The organism is Ruminococcus flavefaciens (assembly GCF_900116855.1).
Taxonomy (GTDB): domain Bacteria; phylum Bacillota; class Clostridia; order Oscillospirales; family Ruminococcaceae; genus Ruminococcus; species Ruminococcus flavefaciens_R.
Genome location: NZ_UETD01000004.1, coordinates 154,002 through 172,601 on the forward strand (window position 1 = coordinate 154,002; position 18,600 = coordinate 172,601).

Below are 18,600 nucleotides of genomic sequence, written 5' to 3' on the forward strand. Positions count from 1 at the left end.
GAGCGGATAAAACGGCGAAGCCGTTCCCTGATGGCTAAAAGCTAAGGGCTAAGGACTTCGTGATTTAACATCTGCGGTGTTAAATTACGAGCTACTCATTGTTCAAGGTATTTCACAGCCCATTCCAGCTCGTAGTCCTCTTTATCGCGGAATATCTTCATAGCCGCGTCGCGGTCCAGCGGTATACGCACCTCACACGGATCACGGCTGATGCGGTCGGCGCGGGGATCGATATCGGGCTCGCCGTTTTCGTTGAGCATAAGGCAGACGGGAAAGCTTACAGAAACCAGTGCCTTTGAGAGAAAGCAGCGTCCGCCTGTTATCTGAGCGCTTCCGTTGGGATCGGTGATACCTGCGAGGGTAACGTTAGGAAGTTTTGACAGGCAAAAGGCGGTGCTGTCACCTGCGCTGACGCAGTTATGATTGGCGAGGACCACTACGTTAAGGTCTGCGAACTCGCCGTCGCCCTTTATTCTCTGCTCGGCCAACTGAACGTACTCTCCGTTCTTGCGCATACCGAGACCTGCGGCGAACATATCTTCATTGGTGAGCAGACTGCAAAGGGCGTAGCCCACAACACCGCTCCCGCCGCCATTGTTTCGCATATCCACCACAAGGTACTCCATGCCCTGTGCTTTCAGTTTGCGGAGCTTTTTGCGGAACATCTCACGTGACCATTTGCTCTCACCTTTGTAAAAGTCCAGATCATCGCGGAGACTGCCGCCCGTAAACTCTGCGCTGAGAACGAGGCAGCCGCATTTGTCGTCCAGCATTTTGGTGCTGAAGTTTGCGGAGTACAGCTCGCGAGTGTCTTCTGGGAAATGATCGAGGGCGTCAAGTGCATCGCCGTAGGTGTCTCCGTTTTCCATTGCGGACAGCACAGCGGACTTCTCCTTGCCGTCGCTCCCGATGAATGAGACCTCAACTGTATCTCCGCCCATGCCCGAAAGCTCGATGAATGCCAGTTTGTCGGCGTTAGCCTTTACAGCTTCGTCGTCATAGATGACATCCTCCTGCACTGCCTGAGACAGGGGCTTTCCGTTCCATTTTGTAATGACAGTACCGTCGGTGATACCCAGACTGTGTATAGCCTCGTCAGTGCAGACTGCGATGACCTCGCCGCTGTCAAGCTGTATCATAGCCATCCCGTAGTCATTCGGCTCGAATGCCGAGTGATATTTACTTTTGTCATAGTACGAGTGGACAGAGACATGACCGTCGTGCAGCTCGTTGCAGAATAATGTAACAGCGTCTGCGAACATGGCAGGATCTTTTTCCTGTTCTGCCTTTTTCACCATAGGCATATACTTGTCCTCAAGGGCGAAAAAGTCTATCTCCTTCCACTCCTTGAGAACGTACCGCTTGTCCATTTTCTTTACAAGAGAGTGGAAAGAATCAGAGTAGCTTTTGCGCGTGTAATTATGGATATCGGAAGCGGCGGATATGAAGCGCAGACCGAAGACAGCTGTCAGTACCCATATTATAGGGGCAACTTTTCTGTACCCCTTGTCGCGCTCGGCACAAAGCGCAGTGATCAGCGGAAGCAGTGATATGAGATACATGGGAGTATAGTTCTGCAGCAAATGCGGTGCAGTATAGATAATGAAGTGGAGCAATGATATGATAAAAGGTATGAAGCAGAGCTTCTTCCATTGTTTCAGCTGACCGTCGTAATATCGCCATTTGTGGTGCAGCACGGCAAGTATGGCGATGGTCAGCAGTATGGCGCCTGACCAGACAAATTGCACCTTGTCTGCGCCTGCCAGACTAAAGCGCAGCGTTCCTATAATATCGCTCATAAGTGATCTCCGCGAGATGTGATGTTAAGTTAAATTATACATCATAGAAGTGCGTCTGTCAACGTGTTCCGGCTCTATGTATCAGAGCGGTTATACTTTTTTTCGATTATTTCTTAAAACGTATTGACGAATTAAGGAAAAAAATGTATAATTATAGTATAGCCACTTATGCACGGCATACGGGGCTTTAAGATATAGATAGCAAGGACGGTAATCAGGATGATATCGAGGGGAAAAAAGCTGATCGCGCTGCTGATCTCAACAGCTGTGATAGCGTCGTTTCCGTCCTGTTCATCGGAGGTCGGACAGATAGAATTCCACAAGGACAGCAGTCCTCATGCTGCTTCCGAGGAGAGTGGAGATACAGCGCCAGCCGATGTCACAACAGAACAAACGACAACAACGACAACGACGACAGAACCCGTTTACAAGGGAAATATTTACGATACGAATTATAATCTTATAACATACAGCACCTACGCCGAGGGCGGCGAGGAGCAGCGTACCTATGGTCAGGGCTACGCATATTCATTCGGCAATATAGTCAGTGAGGCTTCTGCGGGCTTTGATGACGTTTTCGGAGATATTCTCCGTGTCAAGAATCCAACACCCGTAACTGCGGAGAATAACGTGGGACAGTCCATAAGACTGACCATAGACGCAGACGTCCAGACCGCACTGTGCTCCTATATGGCGAATATGGGCATGGCAGGCTCCATAGTTGTACTTAGGACAGACGGCTCCATACTTGCGGAGGTGTCCTATCCCACTTATGACCCGGAGCTTTTCTATTCCGACCCTACATATGTGGATAGTCTCAGCGGAGGCACCATAGCCAACAAGGCTTTCCAGAACGCCTCGCCGGGTTCCTGCTTCAAGATAATGTCCGAGGTCATTGCGGACAAGAACGGCATAACCACTCTTTATGACGACGGCACATGGGTGGACGGAGGAGCCACCATAGTGAACTGGGACCACGACACAGGCTGGTATCCTGTTCCCGAGAGAACTCTCTACTCCGCATTTGTAAATTCCAGCAACATCTACTTTGCAAAGGTGTTTGACCAGCTTGGCACCGATACTGTACTGGCTGATCTTAACAACATCTTCCATTTCTGCGACACTATCAACTGCGACTTCGGTCCCATTGAGAATAATATCGAGATATACTGCCTTGATGACCTGCGCAGGAGCGCATTCGGACAGGCGTATGTCCGCACCTGCCCCATATATCTTGCAGCACTGGGCAGAGAGGCTATATTCGGCGACATGGTAAAGCCCTTTGTGGTTCAGCAGGTGGTGGATACCACCGACCCGTACACTCAGGTGCTCCCCGGAAGCGCTCCTTATGAAGTGCTGGGAAGTATTCCCGAGAACTGCCGTCAGAATCTTCTCGACGGCATGACGGGAGTTGCCAATAATCTCGGACTTTACGTCCCCGAGAACTACCAGTTCTACGCAAAGACAGGAACAGCTGAGACAGGAGCGGGAGACTTCCTCTACATCACAGGCTGCCTGAGAAATGTCAACGACAACTCCGCGCAGAAGCCGGTATACACAAACTATAATGATTACGGCGCCAACGGCTCGTACATCATCGTTATGCAGCTCCAGAACCCTGCTGACTTCGGATTTGATTTTGCAAGCCAGACAGGCAGTCTCTATCAGGGAGTGATCAATACAGTTCTTTCGTACTGAGAGAGCTGAAATAAAAACAAAGCCATAGTGCTTCCGTTATCGGAGCGCTATGGCTTTTCTGTTTATATGGCATTATTTGCTTTTACTTTCGTCCCTCAGCGGTATTTTGTATACCGACTCATCGGTGAAGCGCCTGTGTCTGCCGACATTGCCCGAGATGATCCAGTATATCAGCAGAAGTATCAGAACAGCCGATATGATGACAGCGTAGACGTTCATATCGTCCACCATGACAGCGTCCGATGGCACCTTGACATTATGCGGATATACCGTATCTATCCTGTGTGCGCGGACAAGGAGCCTGTGGGAATTGATACCGTATGGAGTGCAGGTCATAAGAGTGATATAGTCCTCATCGGGGACTATGTTGAGCTCGTCCCTCTCATAAGGCAGGACGGTGACTATCTGATCGATCTCGTAAGTGAGGACTTCATCCAGTATTGTGATCGTAAATGTATCGTCCTCAATGAGCTGGTCTATATCGGTGAATAGCCGCGCCGAGGGGAGACCTCTGTGGGCGGATATTACAGCGTGGCTGCCCTCTCCTCCGATAGGGAGGGATGAGCCCTGAAGATGTCCCACGGCGATATTCAGCACTTCGGGACTTGTGCCGTGATAGATAGGGAGGTAAACGTCTATCTTCGGGATAGTGATGTATCCCATAATGCCTGTGCCCGTAATATCGAGGATATCGTCGTAGCCATCTATCTGACCGTAGTCATTGAACGGAGCGCTCAGCTCGGCGAGGGCGGCATTGTACTGCTCTGCTCTGCGGAGTATGTCCTCTTTTTCGTTGTTGCTCAGATTTGCAACAGCGCGGTCGTAATTGGCGATGGCACGGGACTGCAAACGGGAGTTCCACCAGTTGCTGAATGAGGGGTACAGAGTAAGACATAGCCCTGTTATCATCATGACCACTATGAGCATAGTAGTGATGACACTGCTTTTCTTTTTCATAGTATCGCCTCCGATGTCAGTTCAGCTTTCCGGCGTCGCTGAAAGGGAGGATTATCATGTTTACCTTGCCGATGATATTTTCCTCAGCAATGCAGCCCACGGCAGATGAGCGGCTGTCCACCGAGACTGCGCGGTCATCGCCCATAACGAAGTATCTTCCCGACGGAACGGTGAACGGGAGAGTGATATCGCATTCTCCCTCTGCGGAGAGAGCTGCATAAGGCTCGCTGAGAGCGCTGCCGTTGACGGTGACTCTGCCGTCTGTGCCGATGTCCACAGTATCTCCCGAAACGCCGATAACGCGCTTTACGAGTATTTTTTTGTTGTGGTAAAAGGCGATGATATCGCCCTGTTTTACATGAGCGGAGCGGCGGCACATGATTACCTGATCCTCTTTTAGAGTGGGCTGCATACTGTTTCCTGTCACGCGCATGACAGGGAACACAAGCACAGAGAGCAGCACAATTGCTGCTGCGGCTGCTATCAGAGCACCGATGGTGCCCGTGAGAGTTCGTATGTAGCTGCGCTTGTATCTGAGCCTGTCCATTTCGTTTTTCAGCTGCTCCGCCGTCGGAAGCTCGTAGTTCTTATCGCCTTTCATATCAGGACTCCGTTCCGCCGGCGTCTGAGGTCTCATGGAGAGCCTCACCCACCAGCTTGTCGAGTCTGCTTTTTAGCTGTTCGTTTTCCTGACTGAGCCTGTCGATCTCCTTACGGGCATAGTAGAGCAGCTCTATCAGCTCTGAGCGCTTCAGTTTCTTTAATTGTCTGTCGGTCATAATTTTTCTCCTTAATATACAAAATGTAATATTTGTCATTATATAAATAATTTATAGCATTGCTGCCGAATCGGGGGATTTTGTCATTTCCTTATTATATTATACTTCATTATGAACGCTGAGTCAATTAAAAACACGGATTTTATATTGGTGAAATATATATGTTTTTTGAATAAAGTAATGGTTAACGCATTTGTGCATAATACACATTTAAAAATGAGCGGATTGTTGAAACTGGCATAAAACAGGTGTTTATATTATGTTTTGTAGTATTTATATTTAAAATAACATATTGTACAAAGTGGAACTTTGTGGAACTTTTTTCTTATTGTTGCCGATATTTACAGCAAATGGGCGGTAGCTTTGTTTAAAGCGACGAAGTGATGAAGAAAATGTTAAAAGTTGACAAATTTGATTGACAGCGCACTCAACAGATGGTATAATTAGATTGTAAAAAAGATATAACGCTATTTGGAAAATAATATGGAGCATTAATATGACGGACAAAGAATTCAGAAAGCTTAAACGCAGCGATCTTATCGCGATCATATATGAATATCAGAAGAAACAGGAAGAACTCGTAAAAGAGATCGGTGAGCTTCGGGCACAGCTCGAGTCAAAAAATCTTAAAATAAGTAAAGCGGGTTCGATCGCAGAGGCTGTAGTCGGACTCGATCTTCTTTTTGAGACCGCACAGAAAACTGCCGATGATTACATCGAGCAGGTCAGGCTTGCAAATGAGGAGGCGGAACAGAAGGCTGCCGAGATCATAAAGCAGGCTGAAAAAGAGGCTGCGGAGATAGTCTCAAAGGCAAGGAACAAGGCAGATAACAAGAAATAGTGAAAAGCGAACGCTTTCACTTTACGATATACGGAAAGAAGCACTTAAATGGCAGCTGATAAAAAGAAGCCGGTCACAATGCCCTCAAAGGAGCAGATCGAGACCGAGCTTGGAAAGATAAAATACAAGAAAAAATTCCTTGGCACTCTGCTCAGCACCGTTTCCATACTTATAGTAGTAGCGGCGCTGGCAGTGCTGGCTTCAACATTATTCTTCCCCGTTGTTCAGGTGTCGGGCACCAGTATGGAGCCCGCACTGAAGAACGGAGACATACTTGTGCTTGTTAAGTCTGATGACGTTGAACAGGGAGACCTCTGCTGTGTATCATGGCAGAACAAGACTCTCCTCAAGCGCGTTATCGGCTTACCCGGGGACGTGATAGATATGGACGATCAGGGAAATGTCAGCGTTAACAACAAACCGCTGGATGAGCCCTATGTGACCGAGAAAAGTCTCGGCGTATGCGAGATCGAGTTTCCGTATCTGGTCCCTGATAATAAGATCTTTCTCTTAGGCGACAGGCGTGAGACTTCTGTGGACAGCAGAAGCGCGGCTATCGGCTGTGTGGGCAAGGATCAGATCATCGGTAAGGTCTTTTTCAAGGTCTGGCCGATAAAATGACTCAGAAAGGGGGACGGGATATAGGATGAAAAACTATAATGACGGTTTTTATGAGCTTATTCATAAGAACAGTCTCAAGCGACGGCGCATGATCTCGCTATTGCTTGTTCTCTCGATGCTTGTATCATCCGGCGTCCTCTGGGGGCTGCGTGATACGGGCATTACCATGGTGAACGAAGAACAATGCGGTGTACCCGAGCACACTCATACAGATGAGTGCTACGCGGATGTTCTCATATGCGGACTGGAGGAAAATGAGGAGCATACTCATACGGAGGAATGCTACGAAAGACAGCTTGTCTGCGGCTATGAGGAACATATCCACGACCTCGGCTGCTATACCGATGAGGATACGTTCACCGAAGACGAGATCATGGCATCAGATATGAGTTCTGATGATGAGGTGGTCTATGATCTGGATGAGGAAACTGAGGAGGAGCTCTTGGTGAGCGATATCCCTCAGCTGCAGCTTTCCAACGAAATGATCGCTCTGGCAGGTGATAAACCGGATGTTATCAATACTATCGATAACATTGCGGAAGGCATCAAGTTCACTCTGTTTGATTACGGCGGCTCTGACGCTTCTGCTGAATACAGAGAACTTGAAGGACAGGGCAATAATTACGAATATGATGGAGAGTGGAAGCCGGATGGTAACGGCGGCTATTATCAGGTTATTGGTGCTCCGCCATATAAACACAGCAGTTACCTGAAAAGCGGCATCAACACCGGCAGAAACGCAAAGGATGATATCCTGTTTTTTGCATATGGTACGCCTGTACCAAAGGGACTTGACGGCGCGGTCGTAGAAGGCGGCGATAGAGTCTACAATTATATTGGCGAAGACGGAAAACAGTACTATCACCCTGATAAAAACAGCTACGCAGGAGATTATAACTCTAATCCTCAGTATTCGGGAAACAGAGCTGTTCAGGGCATAGTGCAGTCTGATCTCGGAGCAGACGGCTATCCTCATGTAGTAGGTTCGGATAACAGTCTCAAGTACCTCTTTTCTCCGGATACAACTGTAGACGGTGTGGATATGAGCGAATACAAGAAGGTATATAACGGAGTAAAAGATCAGGGCGTAAACCATCTGCTCAGGAAAGAGACAAGCGTAAACGGCGTAGATCATCTTATTTTTAACAGTAATGATAATTACGCTTACTTCAATAAGGAAACCAATAATTTTGAAGTGTACAAAACCACTTTTGATATCGTCAATGACGCTCACCATAAAGCTAACGAGACAAACTATAATAAGTTTGACGATAATGGAAATCCGATAGTTTATGGCAACGAGGACGTTAATGCAGGTTTCAAAATAGGATTTTTCCCGTTTGACGAATATGATGAGAGCAGAAAAGACCCTAACTATGACGGTAACGGTTATAATCATCATTTCGGAATGACTATGGAAGCTTCCTTCGTCAACAACAAGTTTGACAGAGTCAATGTTAAGGAGCCGATAACTTTCAAGTACAGCGGCGACGATGATATGTGGGTCTATGTTGACAAAAAACTTGCACTTGATCTGGGTGGTATCCACGAGCCTGCAGGCGGTATGATAGACTTTTCAAACGGCCTTGTATGGACACAGGATAACGGTGCCACTGGCGATGGAGTATCCTTGGATGAAGTAAGGGACAGGCTTACTGATCCTGATGAGGAAAATTCACTTTATAGTTATGTTCTCCAGCATTCACCCGAGCTCATAAATGGATATAAAGTCTATGATGAGTATGGAAATCAGGTAGGCGAGAAAACTGCTGCTGATGCTTGGAATGAGCTTCCAAAGCCCATCAGCCTAAATACTTCTCAGCAGAGCAATGATAAATGGATAGTAAAGCCCATCACGGATTATATACCAAACTGGTATAATAATGCCAACGGCACACACGAAATAAAAATGTTCTATCTTGAGCGAGGCGGCTGTTATTCAAACCTTGCAATGGAGATGAACCTTCCTACACTGAAGCCTCTGTCGGTAACCAAGGATGTCAAATATGGTGAACACCTTGACAAGACATACGATAATACCGATTACTGGTTCCAGGTATATGAATGGGATAAGGCAAATGAAACGTGGGTAATACCACAGAGCGAACATCCCGATTCTCCTTTTTATCTGGAAGACAACCGCTTTAAGATAAAGGCAGGAGAAAGAAAGAAGTTCGATGATCTCGGACAGGACAGAAAGTTCAAGGTCGTTGAAATAGGTTACGGTAATAATCCTCAGAACAACGGACCTGAAGTTGAGATGAGCTCCGAGGTATTCAATAAGGTAACTGTTAAAGATCAGAACGGTAAGGAAACAGAGCTTTCCATCATCAACGGTGCAGCCGAAACAGAAGGAGCTGTACTGAATGATATGAACAGCTATAACTTCGAGAATACCATCAGGGAAGAATTTACCGATATAAAGGTCAAAAAGGAATGGAGCCCCGAGCTTGGCGAAAACAGTACGCTGAAGAATTTTGTGGTAAAGTTCAAGGTCATGCGTACAGACTCCGTAACAGGACAGACCAAGCAGGTAGCGCTCAAGAAAGACGGCGTTAAGAAAAGGACCTTCGCTATCACAAGCGGAGAATGGTCGAAAGGCTATGATATAACACATCTTCTTTCGCGTTACGGTGACCACATTTACACATACGCTGTTGAAGAGCTCAATGTTCCGAAGGGATACAAGGCGGCATACGGAACCGACGCTTCCGGCGCAATGGTAATAACGAATACCGACGCCAGACAGATGGAGATAAATGTTGAGAAGAAATGGGAAAACATTTCTTATGATGATAAGGAGGTAAAGCTTCGTCTGACGCGTAAAAGAGTCGGTTATAAGGACAGCACTCCTACATGGGTAAAGGTAAATATCGTTGATGAAGCAGGTAATCTCATAAAGAGCTACTCTACCGAACAGTATGACGGAGTGGATATTAAGAATTACAAGGGCGTATATGCAGGAGGAGCTGCGGAGATAAGGTGCGAGCTTCCCGAGGGAGTTGAGGTCATTGACCCCGATAATCCTGTGAAGAGCCCGAGCACTCTCAGCGCAAAGTACGACGACGGATTTGTTGTTCTTGATAATCTTGCACTTACGAATCCTGATAATCCTTCCGTGCCGAATGAAGTGACTATAAAGGTAACTTCAAACACAGCGAAGGATGCAAAGATGATACTGCATCATTCGTTCACACATGGCGAAAACGGCTGGCTGCCCAACGGCAGTACAGTATCGTATACCTCTGATGCGGGAGCGTATGCTAAGAAGGATTGCCTTGCGATAACAGGCAGAACGAAATCATGGGGCGGCGCAAGACTTAATCTTGATCCGGCGCTGTTCAAGGTAAACAAGACATATACCTTCAGTGTGTATGTCAAGAGCCCGGAAGCAACGCGCTTTAAGATGACGTTCAATAACGGACTTGGTCATTTTGAGCCAATTACAGACCCGTTTGTTGACGCCCCGCGCAATGGATGGGTACAGCTTACAGGAACCATAAAGCTTCCTGCTGAAATCGACCCGTATGGTATGTACCTGCTTGTAGAGACTGTTCCTAAGGGGAATGATTATGATAATTATCCTTGTGAAGCGGATACCTTCTACATGGATGAATTCATAGCCATCGAAGGCAGGGACGGCATCAGAGTAAACAGTCCCGACAAGACTGACGAACCTGACGGTACAGTTGAGATAATTCCCGACAGAACGGTTTACAGCATTGCGTTCAACGATACTGTTGGTGACTGGGAGGCTCGCGGCACTGCACAATTGTCTAACGATCATGATAATGATAATCATTTTGATTATATGATAGTTAGCGGAAGAAACGACACTTGGCATGGTGCTCAGCTTAATAATTCGATAATGAAGTTAGTGAAGGGACATAAATATAAGTTTGACGCTTATGTTCAGGGTCACGGAGACAGCAGTCTCAGTAAAGTAACCTTATCTATTGATACTATAAAAGGCCATGAGAACGATGAGAGTATAGCCAAAAGCCGATATCAGAATATTGGTTCAGCGGCTGTAAAGGAAGGCAACAATGCTTACAAGGATAATGCTCTCAGCGGCGAGTTTGAAATACCCGCTTATGCTGATACCGAGAATATGTACATCTATTTTGAGGGCGACAGTAACGGTCCGTTCAGAGTCCATAATATCACCATCACAGATGTCACCGAGCCGTATACACCGCCTGCAATGGATGGCTATCATGTAGCAAACGGCAGGTATTATTCCGATAACAGCTTGTATATAACAGGTCTGGAAGAGGATTCGGTAACAAATCCTATGACGCTTCTTGGCACATACGAGAATGATCCTTACTTCGATGTAAAGGAGATAATCCTTGATAAGAATTCGGGCTGGAAATACTACTGGAATAATACGACTGATGATTCTAACCATCGTATAGAGGAGGATGCACAGAATTACCTTTACAAGTACTACATCGAAGAGGTGTCTATCCATGATAAGACGAATAATCAGTGGATAAATGTTACCAATGACGCACAGCTTCTGACAGGTGAATCCAATGATACGGATAAAAGCTATCTCGTTTCATACAGCGGCAATGGCGCAGCAACAAACGATAGTGATGATCCGATACTTGTCAAGAACAAATACATCTGGTACAAGCTTCCTGCAACAGGAGGCAGAGGAACCGCAGGCATTTATGTGCTCGGCGGATTCCTGACAGCAATGGGAATATTTAGCGGATGCGCCGCAGGCAGGCGCAGAAGGAGGCGTGATTGAAATGGCTTCCTGAAAGTGTAAAACGCATCCGTCAAATAAAACAATATTAAAATGGAGGAAATCATATGAAAAATAATAAACGCGCATTAGCGATGATGACAGCAGCCTTTATGGCTATCACACCCTTAGCAGCAACAGGCATGACAGCCTTTGCAACATCCATAACTATAAACAAGGTAGCAGGTGATAAAGCTACACACAATTACAAGGCTTTCCCGCTGATAACAGGTACACTTGCATCAGATGGAACTACCCTTACAGCTATGGAGTGGAATACCGCTATTAATCGTGAAAAGCTTGCAACCGCATTAAAGACATTTGATTCTAAAACTTTTAAGAATTTCACAGCCGACACAACACCTGCTGATTTCGCTGATATGATCAAGGGCTACACAAATAACGACGGTCTCGCAAAGGTGTTCAATGATGATGAAATTCTTTCTAAGGGTGCAGGAACAGAGCTTTCAGATGAAGGAGACACCTTCAAATTTGAAGTTGAAAATCAGGATGGCTGGTATCTTGTAATAGATGACAGCACAGCAGGCAATATCAAGAGTGCCAATATCCTCAGGGTAATAGGAGATTCCGAGCCTATAACACCTAAGTTCTCGCTTCCTACTCTGGAGAAGAAGATCACAGCTGCTGACGGTACTAATCCCGTAGATGCAAATACAGCAGCTATCGGCGATGATGTATACTACAAGCTCAGTTCAAACGTACCTAAGCTCACAGGATACGATCATTATTACTTCATAGTTACCGATACTCTTTCACCCGGTTTAACATTCAATCCCGATTCTATGCAGGTCAAGATCGGCGATGATCTTGTTATTACTAAGGATGATGAAACGATCAAACCTTCAGAGAATCAGAAGTACTATATCGTTAAAGAAGCGGTCGAGAACGGTACTCAGATAAAGGTAGTATTTGAAAACTTCCTCGAAACAGTCAAGGCTAATAACATAGCTGAGAATACACCTGTAACGATTACATATAGCGCAACTCTCAATGAGAATGCAGAGATCGATCGTACAAAGGGCAATCCCAATACAGCTAACCTGACATACTCCAACAATCCTAATTACAAGGGCGACGGTACTCCTTCGGAAACTCCCGATGAGCCTACGCCTCCGGAGGAGGGTAAGCCCAGCGATGTAGTTGGTAAGACACCTGATGATAAGGTAAACACCTTTACAACAGCTATCAAGATCAAGAAGGTCGACGAGAATACTCAGCCCCTGACAGGTGCATCATTCAAACTCACAGGTACAAACCTCAAGAACGTAAAGGTAGCTTCAGGTTCTTCATTCGTTGCTGATACAGCAGGCGATTACTACAAGTTAAAGGATGGCTCATACACAAAGACAGCTCCCACTGAAGCAACATCTGCAAAGTATGACGGTACGACCAAGTATAAGAAGGTAGATACCGCAGGTGATTTTGTAGAGGCAACAGAGGGCACATCAGTAGAGGCAACAGTTGATGCACAGGGTTACATCACATTCTACGGTCTCAAGCCCGGAAATTACTCACTCGAAGAGACAGTAGTTCCCGACACATACAATAAGGCTCCCGATGAGACATTCGAAATCGCAGCAACAGCACTGACAGAAGATGCAGCTACATGGTCCATCAGCAACAACAAGTTCACTTTTAATAACACTGAAAAGGTATACGAGATCACCATCAAGAACAAGAAGGGCAACACACTTCCTTCAACAGGTGGTATCGGTACTAAGCTGTTCTACATCTTCGGCGGACTTCTCGTTGCAGGTTCAGGCGTTCTTCTGATCACAAAGAAGAGAATGGCTAAGGACAACTAAGCGAAACACGATCTGAAAAAATATACTGAATAACCGAATGCAGCGGAGGTTTTCCCTCCGCTGCATGACCATAAATATTTCTCAAGGAGCTTTTGATGAAGCGCTTTTTACTGAAGTCGCTGCCATTTGCGGCACTGCTGCTGGGACTGGCACTGCTGCTGTATCCGACGATCAGCGAGCATATCAACGCAATGCACCAGTCGCACGCCATACAGGCGTACAACCGCATAGCAGAGTCAATGAGCGATGAGCAGCACGATCAGCTTATCAGGGCTGCAAACGACTATAACAGCAGACTTGCCTCCACTAAGGACGCATTTTTCCACCCCGAGCTTGTGGAGGGCTACAACGATACGCTTGACATTACGGGAACGGGTATAATGGGATATGTCACCATTGAAAAGATCAAGGTGGAGCTTCCCATATACCACAGTGTTAATGATAACGTTCTTCAGATAGCGGCAGGACATCTGCCGGGGACGAGCCTTCCCGTAGGCGGCGTCGGTACGCATTCCGTATTGTCGGGACACAGAGGACTTCCGAGTGCAAGGCTTTTCACAGACCTTGACAAGATGGAGATAGGCGACGTTTTTCATATAACGGTGCTGTCAGACGTCCTCACATATCAGGTGGATCAGATAAAGACCGTAAAGCCGTACGAGGTCGACGATCTTGCCATAGACCCGAATGAGGATTACTGCACTCTGTTCACCTGTACTCCATACGGTATCAATTCTCACAGACTCCTTGTCAGGGGAAGGAGAATAGAGACCGCGGAGGAGATGAAGGTTTATGTAGCCAATGACGGCTTAATAATATCACCGATAATCGTAGCGCCTGTTATAGCAGCACCCATACTGCTTGTACTGTTCATCATTATGATGTTCGGCGGCGGAAAGAAGCGCAGGAACGCGGCGGAAAGGAGCCGCAGAGCCGTAGAGGAATATTTCAGAGGACTTGAAGCCTCTGAGAAAAATAATAAAAGGAGTGATGAGAATGCAGAAGGTCCGTAAAAGTGCCATATGCCTGTTAATGAGTATGCTTTGTATGCTGTTTGTGTTTTCTTTGGCGGCTCCCATAGATTTTTCCGCAGCCTCTGACAAGAGCATCACTCTTGAGTGTAAAAAAGATGACGTAATACTTAAAGGTATGCGCTGGAAGATCTACAGAGCAGGCGAAAGAGAAGGCGATTCTTTTGTACTGACAGGCGATTTTGCAGACTGTCAGGCAGACCTCGGGGATATGTCGGTGGAGAACATAAGCCATGCGGCACAGACTCTTGAGAGCTATGCGATACAGAAGAAGCTCGGCGCACTTGCAGAAGGCTATACGGACGAAAAAGGCGATGCTGTATTCAGCGGACTGTCCGACGGACTTTATCTTGCAGTAGGCTATCCTCTTGAGGACGGAGTCTACTACTATGAGCCCTCACCTCTGCTTATGGAGGTAAAGGGCGATGAGATCGGCACCACATATGACGCATATCCTAAGATAGTGAGAGTGACTCTCAGTGAACAGGTAACAGCATACACAGTCAGAAAAGTGTGGATAGATGACGACAACGCCTATGCAGCACGTCCGACCTATGTAACTGTTGACATATTCAAGGATGAGGAGCTCTACGACACCGTAACTCTTGATGAGAGCAATGATTGGCAGTATCGCTGGGTAGCTCTCGACAATTCTTCACAGTGGAGAGTTGCCGAGCGTGTAGTTCCCACTGATTATGAGGTCAGGGTCGAGCACACGGAAACACAGTTCCTTATAAGGAACCGCCACAAGACCGTTACTGAAATAACCACAACAGATACGACCACAACGACTACGACCACAACTACGACAACATCGGTAACGACAGGCGGAAGCTCCGAAAAGACAACTGCTCCCCAGACAACAGTTCCTCCCACAAGCACAACGACGACTACCACAAAGGAGAAGATACCTCAGACGGGACAGCTCTGGTGGCCTGTGCTTCCCATGGGAATAGGCGGACTGATGTTCGTCGGACTCGGCATCTCAATGAAGCCGAGAAAGAAGAACGACTAATTGAAAAGTTCAGCGCTCAGCGCTGAGATACCTCGGAAGGAAATGGAAGGGGTAAAGGCTGTCGGTACGAAAGTGCCGGCAGCTTTTTTTGCAGCTGTAAGATGCAGCTGTCGGGAAATATTTCGCGGAGCTTCTTCAAAACGCGACAGGATAAACGGGAAGCCCTTGTCGGAAAATGCTGCCAAAAGCGGCTTTTTTTCGGGAAACCTCGGTATTTAGCGTGAATTATTCCTTTCCCGAAAGGGATGCAGGTGATATACTTTTTTCATAGGAGGATTCTGCTATGAAGAAACTGATAATGCTTGCCGTCGCTGCACTGACGCTGACAGGCGGCGGGGACAGCGCCGAGAAGGCTCACGGGAGCAGCTACGATTACACGATAATAGACGGCGAGGTCACAATCGTAGGCTTCACGGGGGAGCCTGTATACATAGATATCCCTGATTTTATCGAGGGGTGCCCCGTTACTGAGGTGAGGGACAACGCATTCTACAACTGCCACACCTTGAAGTGGATAAGGCTTCCCGACACGGTAGAGAAGATAGGTCATCACAGCTTTTACGCCTGCTACGAGCTGGAGAGCGTTATCCTGCCCGACGGGCTGGAGGAGATAGGCATGGGGTGCTTCTGCGGCTGCGGAGCGCTTTCCTATGTGGAGCTTCCCGAGACCCTGAAAGTCCTGCCCGATTCCTGCTTCCGAGCCTGCACATCTCTTACTGCGGCGGAGCTTCCGGAGAGCCTTGAGACCATGGATAAGTTCTGCTTTGCAGGCTGTACAGAGCTAAAAAGGCTTGACACAGGTGACTCTCTTGTGACTATCGGTGAAAGGGCTTTTTATATGTGCCGAGGACTGGAAAAGATTTATATACCGCCGTCTGTGAAGACCATAGGTGCCGAGGCTCTTGGCTGGGACTGCGACGGTAATCTTATGAAAAAGCAGACTGAGCTGGTTATCCTCGGAGAAACAGGCACGGAAGCGGAAAGATACGCCCGTGATAACGATCTGACGTTCATGGCAGAGGAGCCCTCTGCGGCAGCCTTTGCGGAGCTTCAGCCCATTGATGAGGGCATACCCGCGGCGGCGTGGGCAGGACTTGCAGTGTTCGGAGCACTGGGCACAGCGGTACTATGGCTGGTATTCGGAAAGGGCAGCGGTGACAGCTTAAATAATGAAGACAAAGACTGACCATTAATTGCGTTTTCATTAAAACAGACCATTTTTAGGAATGTTTCATAAAATCCCTTGCAATTTCACAGAAAATGTGCTATTATAAATTTGGAAGTATGCGTTAAGCTTATAGTTTAATTTAGGCACTTAAATTTTAAGCTTGATATTGAAAATTTAATATTCCGATCTGGAGGGATCAATTTGAAGAAAGAGATTATAAAGCGGTCAGCCTGCACTGTGGCGGCTGCTTTCATCGCTGTGGCGGCGATGAGTTTTCCCTCTGCCATGAAAGACGGGAAAAGTGCTTCGGCAGCGGACACTGTGCTGAAGTACGAATTCGAGGACGGCAAGACCTCGGGCGGCAAGTTCTATACCTCGGGGGTAAAAAGCAAGCCCGATGCCGATGTGAAATGGGAGATTTCCGAATTCTCGGGAAGCGGCTTTGCGTACCTCGACCAGAAGGGTACCACTATCAGCGTTGATGTGGAGGTGCCTGCGGACGGGCTTTACGAGCTGACTATCTGTTACTGTGAGCCCACCGACCTCAACAAGAAGGTCCAGTACCTGAACGTAAACGGCGTTAATCAGGGAGAAGTCAGCTTTCCCTTCAACACAAAGTTCGAGGAGACCTCGGGCGGCGTGGTGAACCTTAAAAAGGGAAAGAACACCATTGAGCTGAAGGCTTACTGGGGCTATGCGTATTACGACTACCTCACATTGAAGCCCGCATCCGAAAAGCTCACCAAACTGAGTCCCGACAGGACGCTTTCAAACCCGAATGCATCCGACTCGGCAAAAAGGCTGTACAGCTACCTCTGTGACACCTACGGAAACCATATCATCGCAGGTCAGCAGGAGTACTGCGGCGAGCACAACTACAACATCAACGCCGACCCGACCACCAAGAATTACATTGTGGACAATGAGGCGGAATTCCAGTATATTGAAAAGACAACAGGCAAGCAGCCTGCCATCAGAGGCATCGACCTGCTGGCGTATAACTCCACCTCGACGTGGCGTGACCACGCTCCCGAGAGAGCTATACAGTGGGTAAACGAGTACAAGGGCATAGCTACTCTCACATGGCACTGGAACGTGCCCCTTGAAAAGGGAAGCGAGGAAACAGCCTTCTATGTGAAGTCTGCGGCGGCTACATATACCACCTTCAGCATATCCAAAGCCCTTGAGGAGGGCACTTGGGAGCACGAGGTGCTGCTGGCGGACATAGATGTTCTGGCGACAGAGCTGAAAAAGCTTAAAGAAGCCGATGTTCCCGTGCTGTGGAGACCTCTCCACGAAGCCGAGGGCGGCTGGTTCTGGTGGGGCGCAGAGGGACCCGAGCCCTGCAAAGAGCTGTACAGGCTCCTATATGACAAGCTCACCAACGAGTACGGTCTGGACAACCTTATCTGGGTGTGGACGGGCTATACCTTCCCCACATCTGCCGCATGGTACCCCGGAAACGACGTGGTGGATATAGTGGGCTACGACAAGTACAATGCAGCGGACGGAATGCCCAATCTCAGCTCTATATCGTCCACATTCTACAGCCTCGTACAGAGCACGGACTGCCACAAGATGGTGACGATGTCCGAAAACGACTCCATACCGTCGCTGGAGAACCTTGTTAACGACAAGGCTGCATGGCTGTATTTCTGCCCGTGGTACATGAATTTTCTCACCAGCGAGCAGAACAACCCTGTGGACAATCTCAAGGAGATATACAACAGCGATTACTGTATAACTCTTGATGAGCTGCCCGACCTGAAGAAGTACCCCATAAATGAGGGAGATGCTCCTTCAAAGACAACAACGGCAGTGACGACGACAGCGGTGACAACTACTTCGACCACATCACAGCTCCCTTCGGACAGCGATTATATGAAGGGCGATGTTAACTGTGACGGAACAGTTGAGCTGGCTGACGCTATATTGATAATGCAGTCTCTTGCGAACCCGAACAAATACGGTACTGACGGCAGCGATGAGCAGCACATCACCGAAAAGGGACAGCGCAACGGAGACGTTGACAAAGACGTTGTGGGCATAACTGCCAACGACGCACTGGAGATACAGAGATATCTCCTCAGGCTTACAAAATGGGATTAA

13 protein-coding genes are annotated in these 18,600 nt (G+C 47.5%); 9 read left to right on the forward strand and 4 right to left on the reverse strand.

Features of this window, described 5'->3' with window-relative positions; all coding sequences use genetic code 11:
• Nucleotides 1–95: 95 nt before the first annotated feature.
• The gene (locus tag DSZ37_RS04890) at nucleotides 96–1,799 is read right to left on the reverse strand and encodes a S41 family peptidase (RefSeq protein WP_109725833.1); all 1,704 of its coding nucleotides are present in this window, start codon (nucleotides 1,797–1,799) and stop codon (nucleotides 96–98) included.
• Nucleotides 1,800–2,018: 219 nt separating this feature from the next.
• On the opposite strand from DSZ37_RS04890, the gene DSZ37_RS04895 reads away from it, so the two are divergent.
• Nucleotides 2,019–3,497, forward strand: coding sequence for a penicillin-binding transpeptidase domain-containing protein (locus tag DSZ37_RS04895; protein ID WP_109725834.1), 1,479 nt, complete (start codon nucleotides 2,019–2,021; stop codon nucleotides 3,495–3,497).
• Nucleotides 3,498–3,569: 72 nt separating this feature from the next.
• Here the strand turns inward: DSZ37_RS04895 and DSZ37_RS04900 are convergent, their stop codons facing one another.
• From DSZ37_RS04900 to DSZ37_RS17645, 3 genes are read right to left on the reverse strand one after another with little or no spacing between them, the layout of a single operon-like run.
• Nucleotides 3,570–4,454 (reverse strand): class C sortase, encoded by an 885-nt coding sequence (locus DSZ37_RS04900; protein WP_109725835.1) that lies wholly within the window; start codon nucleotides 4,452–4,454, stop codon nucleotides 3,570–3,572.
• Between the two features lie 16 nt (nucleotides 4,455–4,470).
• Nucleotides 4,471–5,055, reverse strand: coding sequence for a signal peptidase I (lepB, locus tag DSZ37_RS04905; RefSeq protein WP_109725836.1), 585 nt, complete (start codon nucleotides 5,053–5,055; stop codon nucleotides 4,471–4,473).
• Between the two features lies 1 nt (nucleotide 5,056).
• Nucleotides 5,057–5,233, reverse strand: a complete 177-nt coding sequence (locus tag DSZ37_RS17645) for a hypothetical protein (protein ID WP_181380246.1) — start codon at nucleotides 5,231–5,233, stop codon at nucleotides 5,057–5,059.
• Between the two features lie 496 nt (nucleotides 5,234–5,729).
• On the opposite strand from DSZ37_RS17645, the gene DSZ37_RS04910 reads away from it, so the two are divergent.
• The 8 genes from DSZ37_RS04910 to DSZ37_RS04950 all read left to right on the forward strand — a co-directional run bounded on the left by DSZ37_RS04910 (nucleotide 5,730) and on the right by DSZ37_RS04950 (nucleotide 18,600).
• Nucleotides 5,730–6,074 carry a hypothetical protein gene (locus DSZ37_RS04910; RefSeq protein WP_109725837.1) on the forward strand — a complete coding sequence of 115 codons (345 nt, stop codon included), beginning with the start codon at nucleotides 5,730–5,732 and terminating at the stop codon, nucleotides 6,072–6,074.
• A 48-nt stretch (nucleotides 6,075–6,122) separates the two neighbouring features.
• A complete protein-coding gene (gene lepB, locus DSZ37_RS04915) occupies nucleotides 6,123–6,695 on the forward strand; it encodes a signal peptidase I (RefSeq protein ID WP_109725838.1) in 573 nt (190 codons plus the stop codon).
• Between the two features lie 25 nt (nucleotides 6,696–6,720).
• Nucleotides 6,721–11,454 carry a carbohydrate binding domain-containing protein gene (locus DSZ37_RS04920; protein WP_109725839.1) on the forward strand — a complete coding sequence of 1,578 codons (4,734 nt, stop codon included), beginning with the start codon at nucleotides 6,721–6,723 and terminating at the stop codon, nucleotides 11,452–11,454.
• 65 nt (nucleotides 11,455–11,519) lie between these two features.
• On the forward strand, nucleotides 11,520–13,277 hold the full coding sequence (locus tag DSZ37_RS04925) for an isopeptide-forming domain-containing fimbrial protein (protein ID WP_109725840.1): 1,758 nt from the start codon (nucleotides 11,520–11,522) through the stop codon (nucleotides 13,275–13,277).
• 95 nt (nucleotides 13,278–13,372) lie between these two features.
• The gene (locus DSZ37_RS04930) at nucleotides 13,373–14,290 is read left to right on the forward strand and encodes a class C sortase (protein ID WP_109725841.1); all 918 of its coding nucleotides are present in this window, start codon (nucleotides 13,373–13,375) and stop codon (nucleotides 14,288–14,290) included.
• Nucleotides 14,274–15,323 (forward strand): Cna B-type domain-containing protein, encoded by a 1,050-nt coding sequence (locus DSZ37_RS04935; RefSeq protein ID WP_181380247.1) that lies wholly within the window; start codon nucleotides 14,274–14,276, stop codon nucleotides 15,321–15,323. Before DSZ37_RS04930 ends, DSZ37_RS04935 begins: the two co-directional genes overlap by 17 nt.
• Before the next feature lie 283 nt (nucleotides 15,324–15,606).
• Nucleotides 15,607–16,509: a leucine-rich repeat domain-containing protein gene (locus tag DSZ37_RS04945; RefSeq protein ID WP_109725844.1), complete on the forward strand. Its 903-nt coding sequence runs from the start codon at nucleotides 15,607–15,609 to the stop codon at nucleotides 16,507–16,509.
• Between the two features lie 183 nt (nucleotides 16,510–16,692).
• On the forward strand, nucleotides 16,693–18,600 hold the full coding sequence (locus tag DSZ37_RS04950; protein WP_242978569.1) for a glycosyl hydrolase: 1,908 nt from the start codon (nucleotides 16,693–16,695) through the stop codon (nucleotides 18,598–18,600).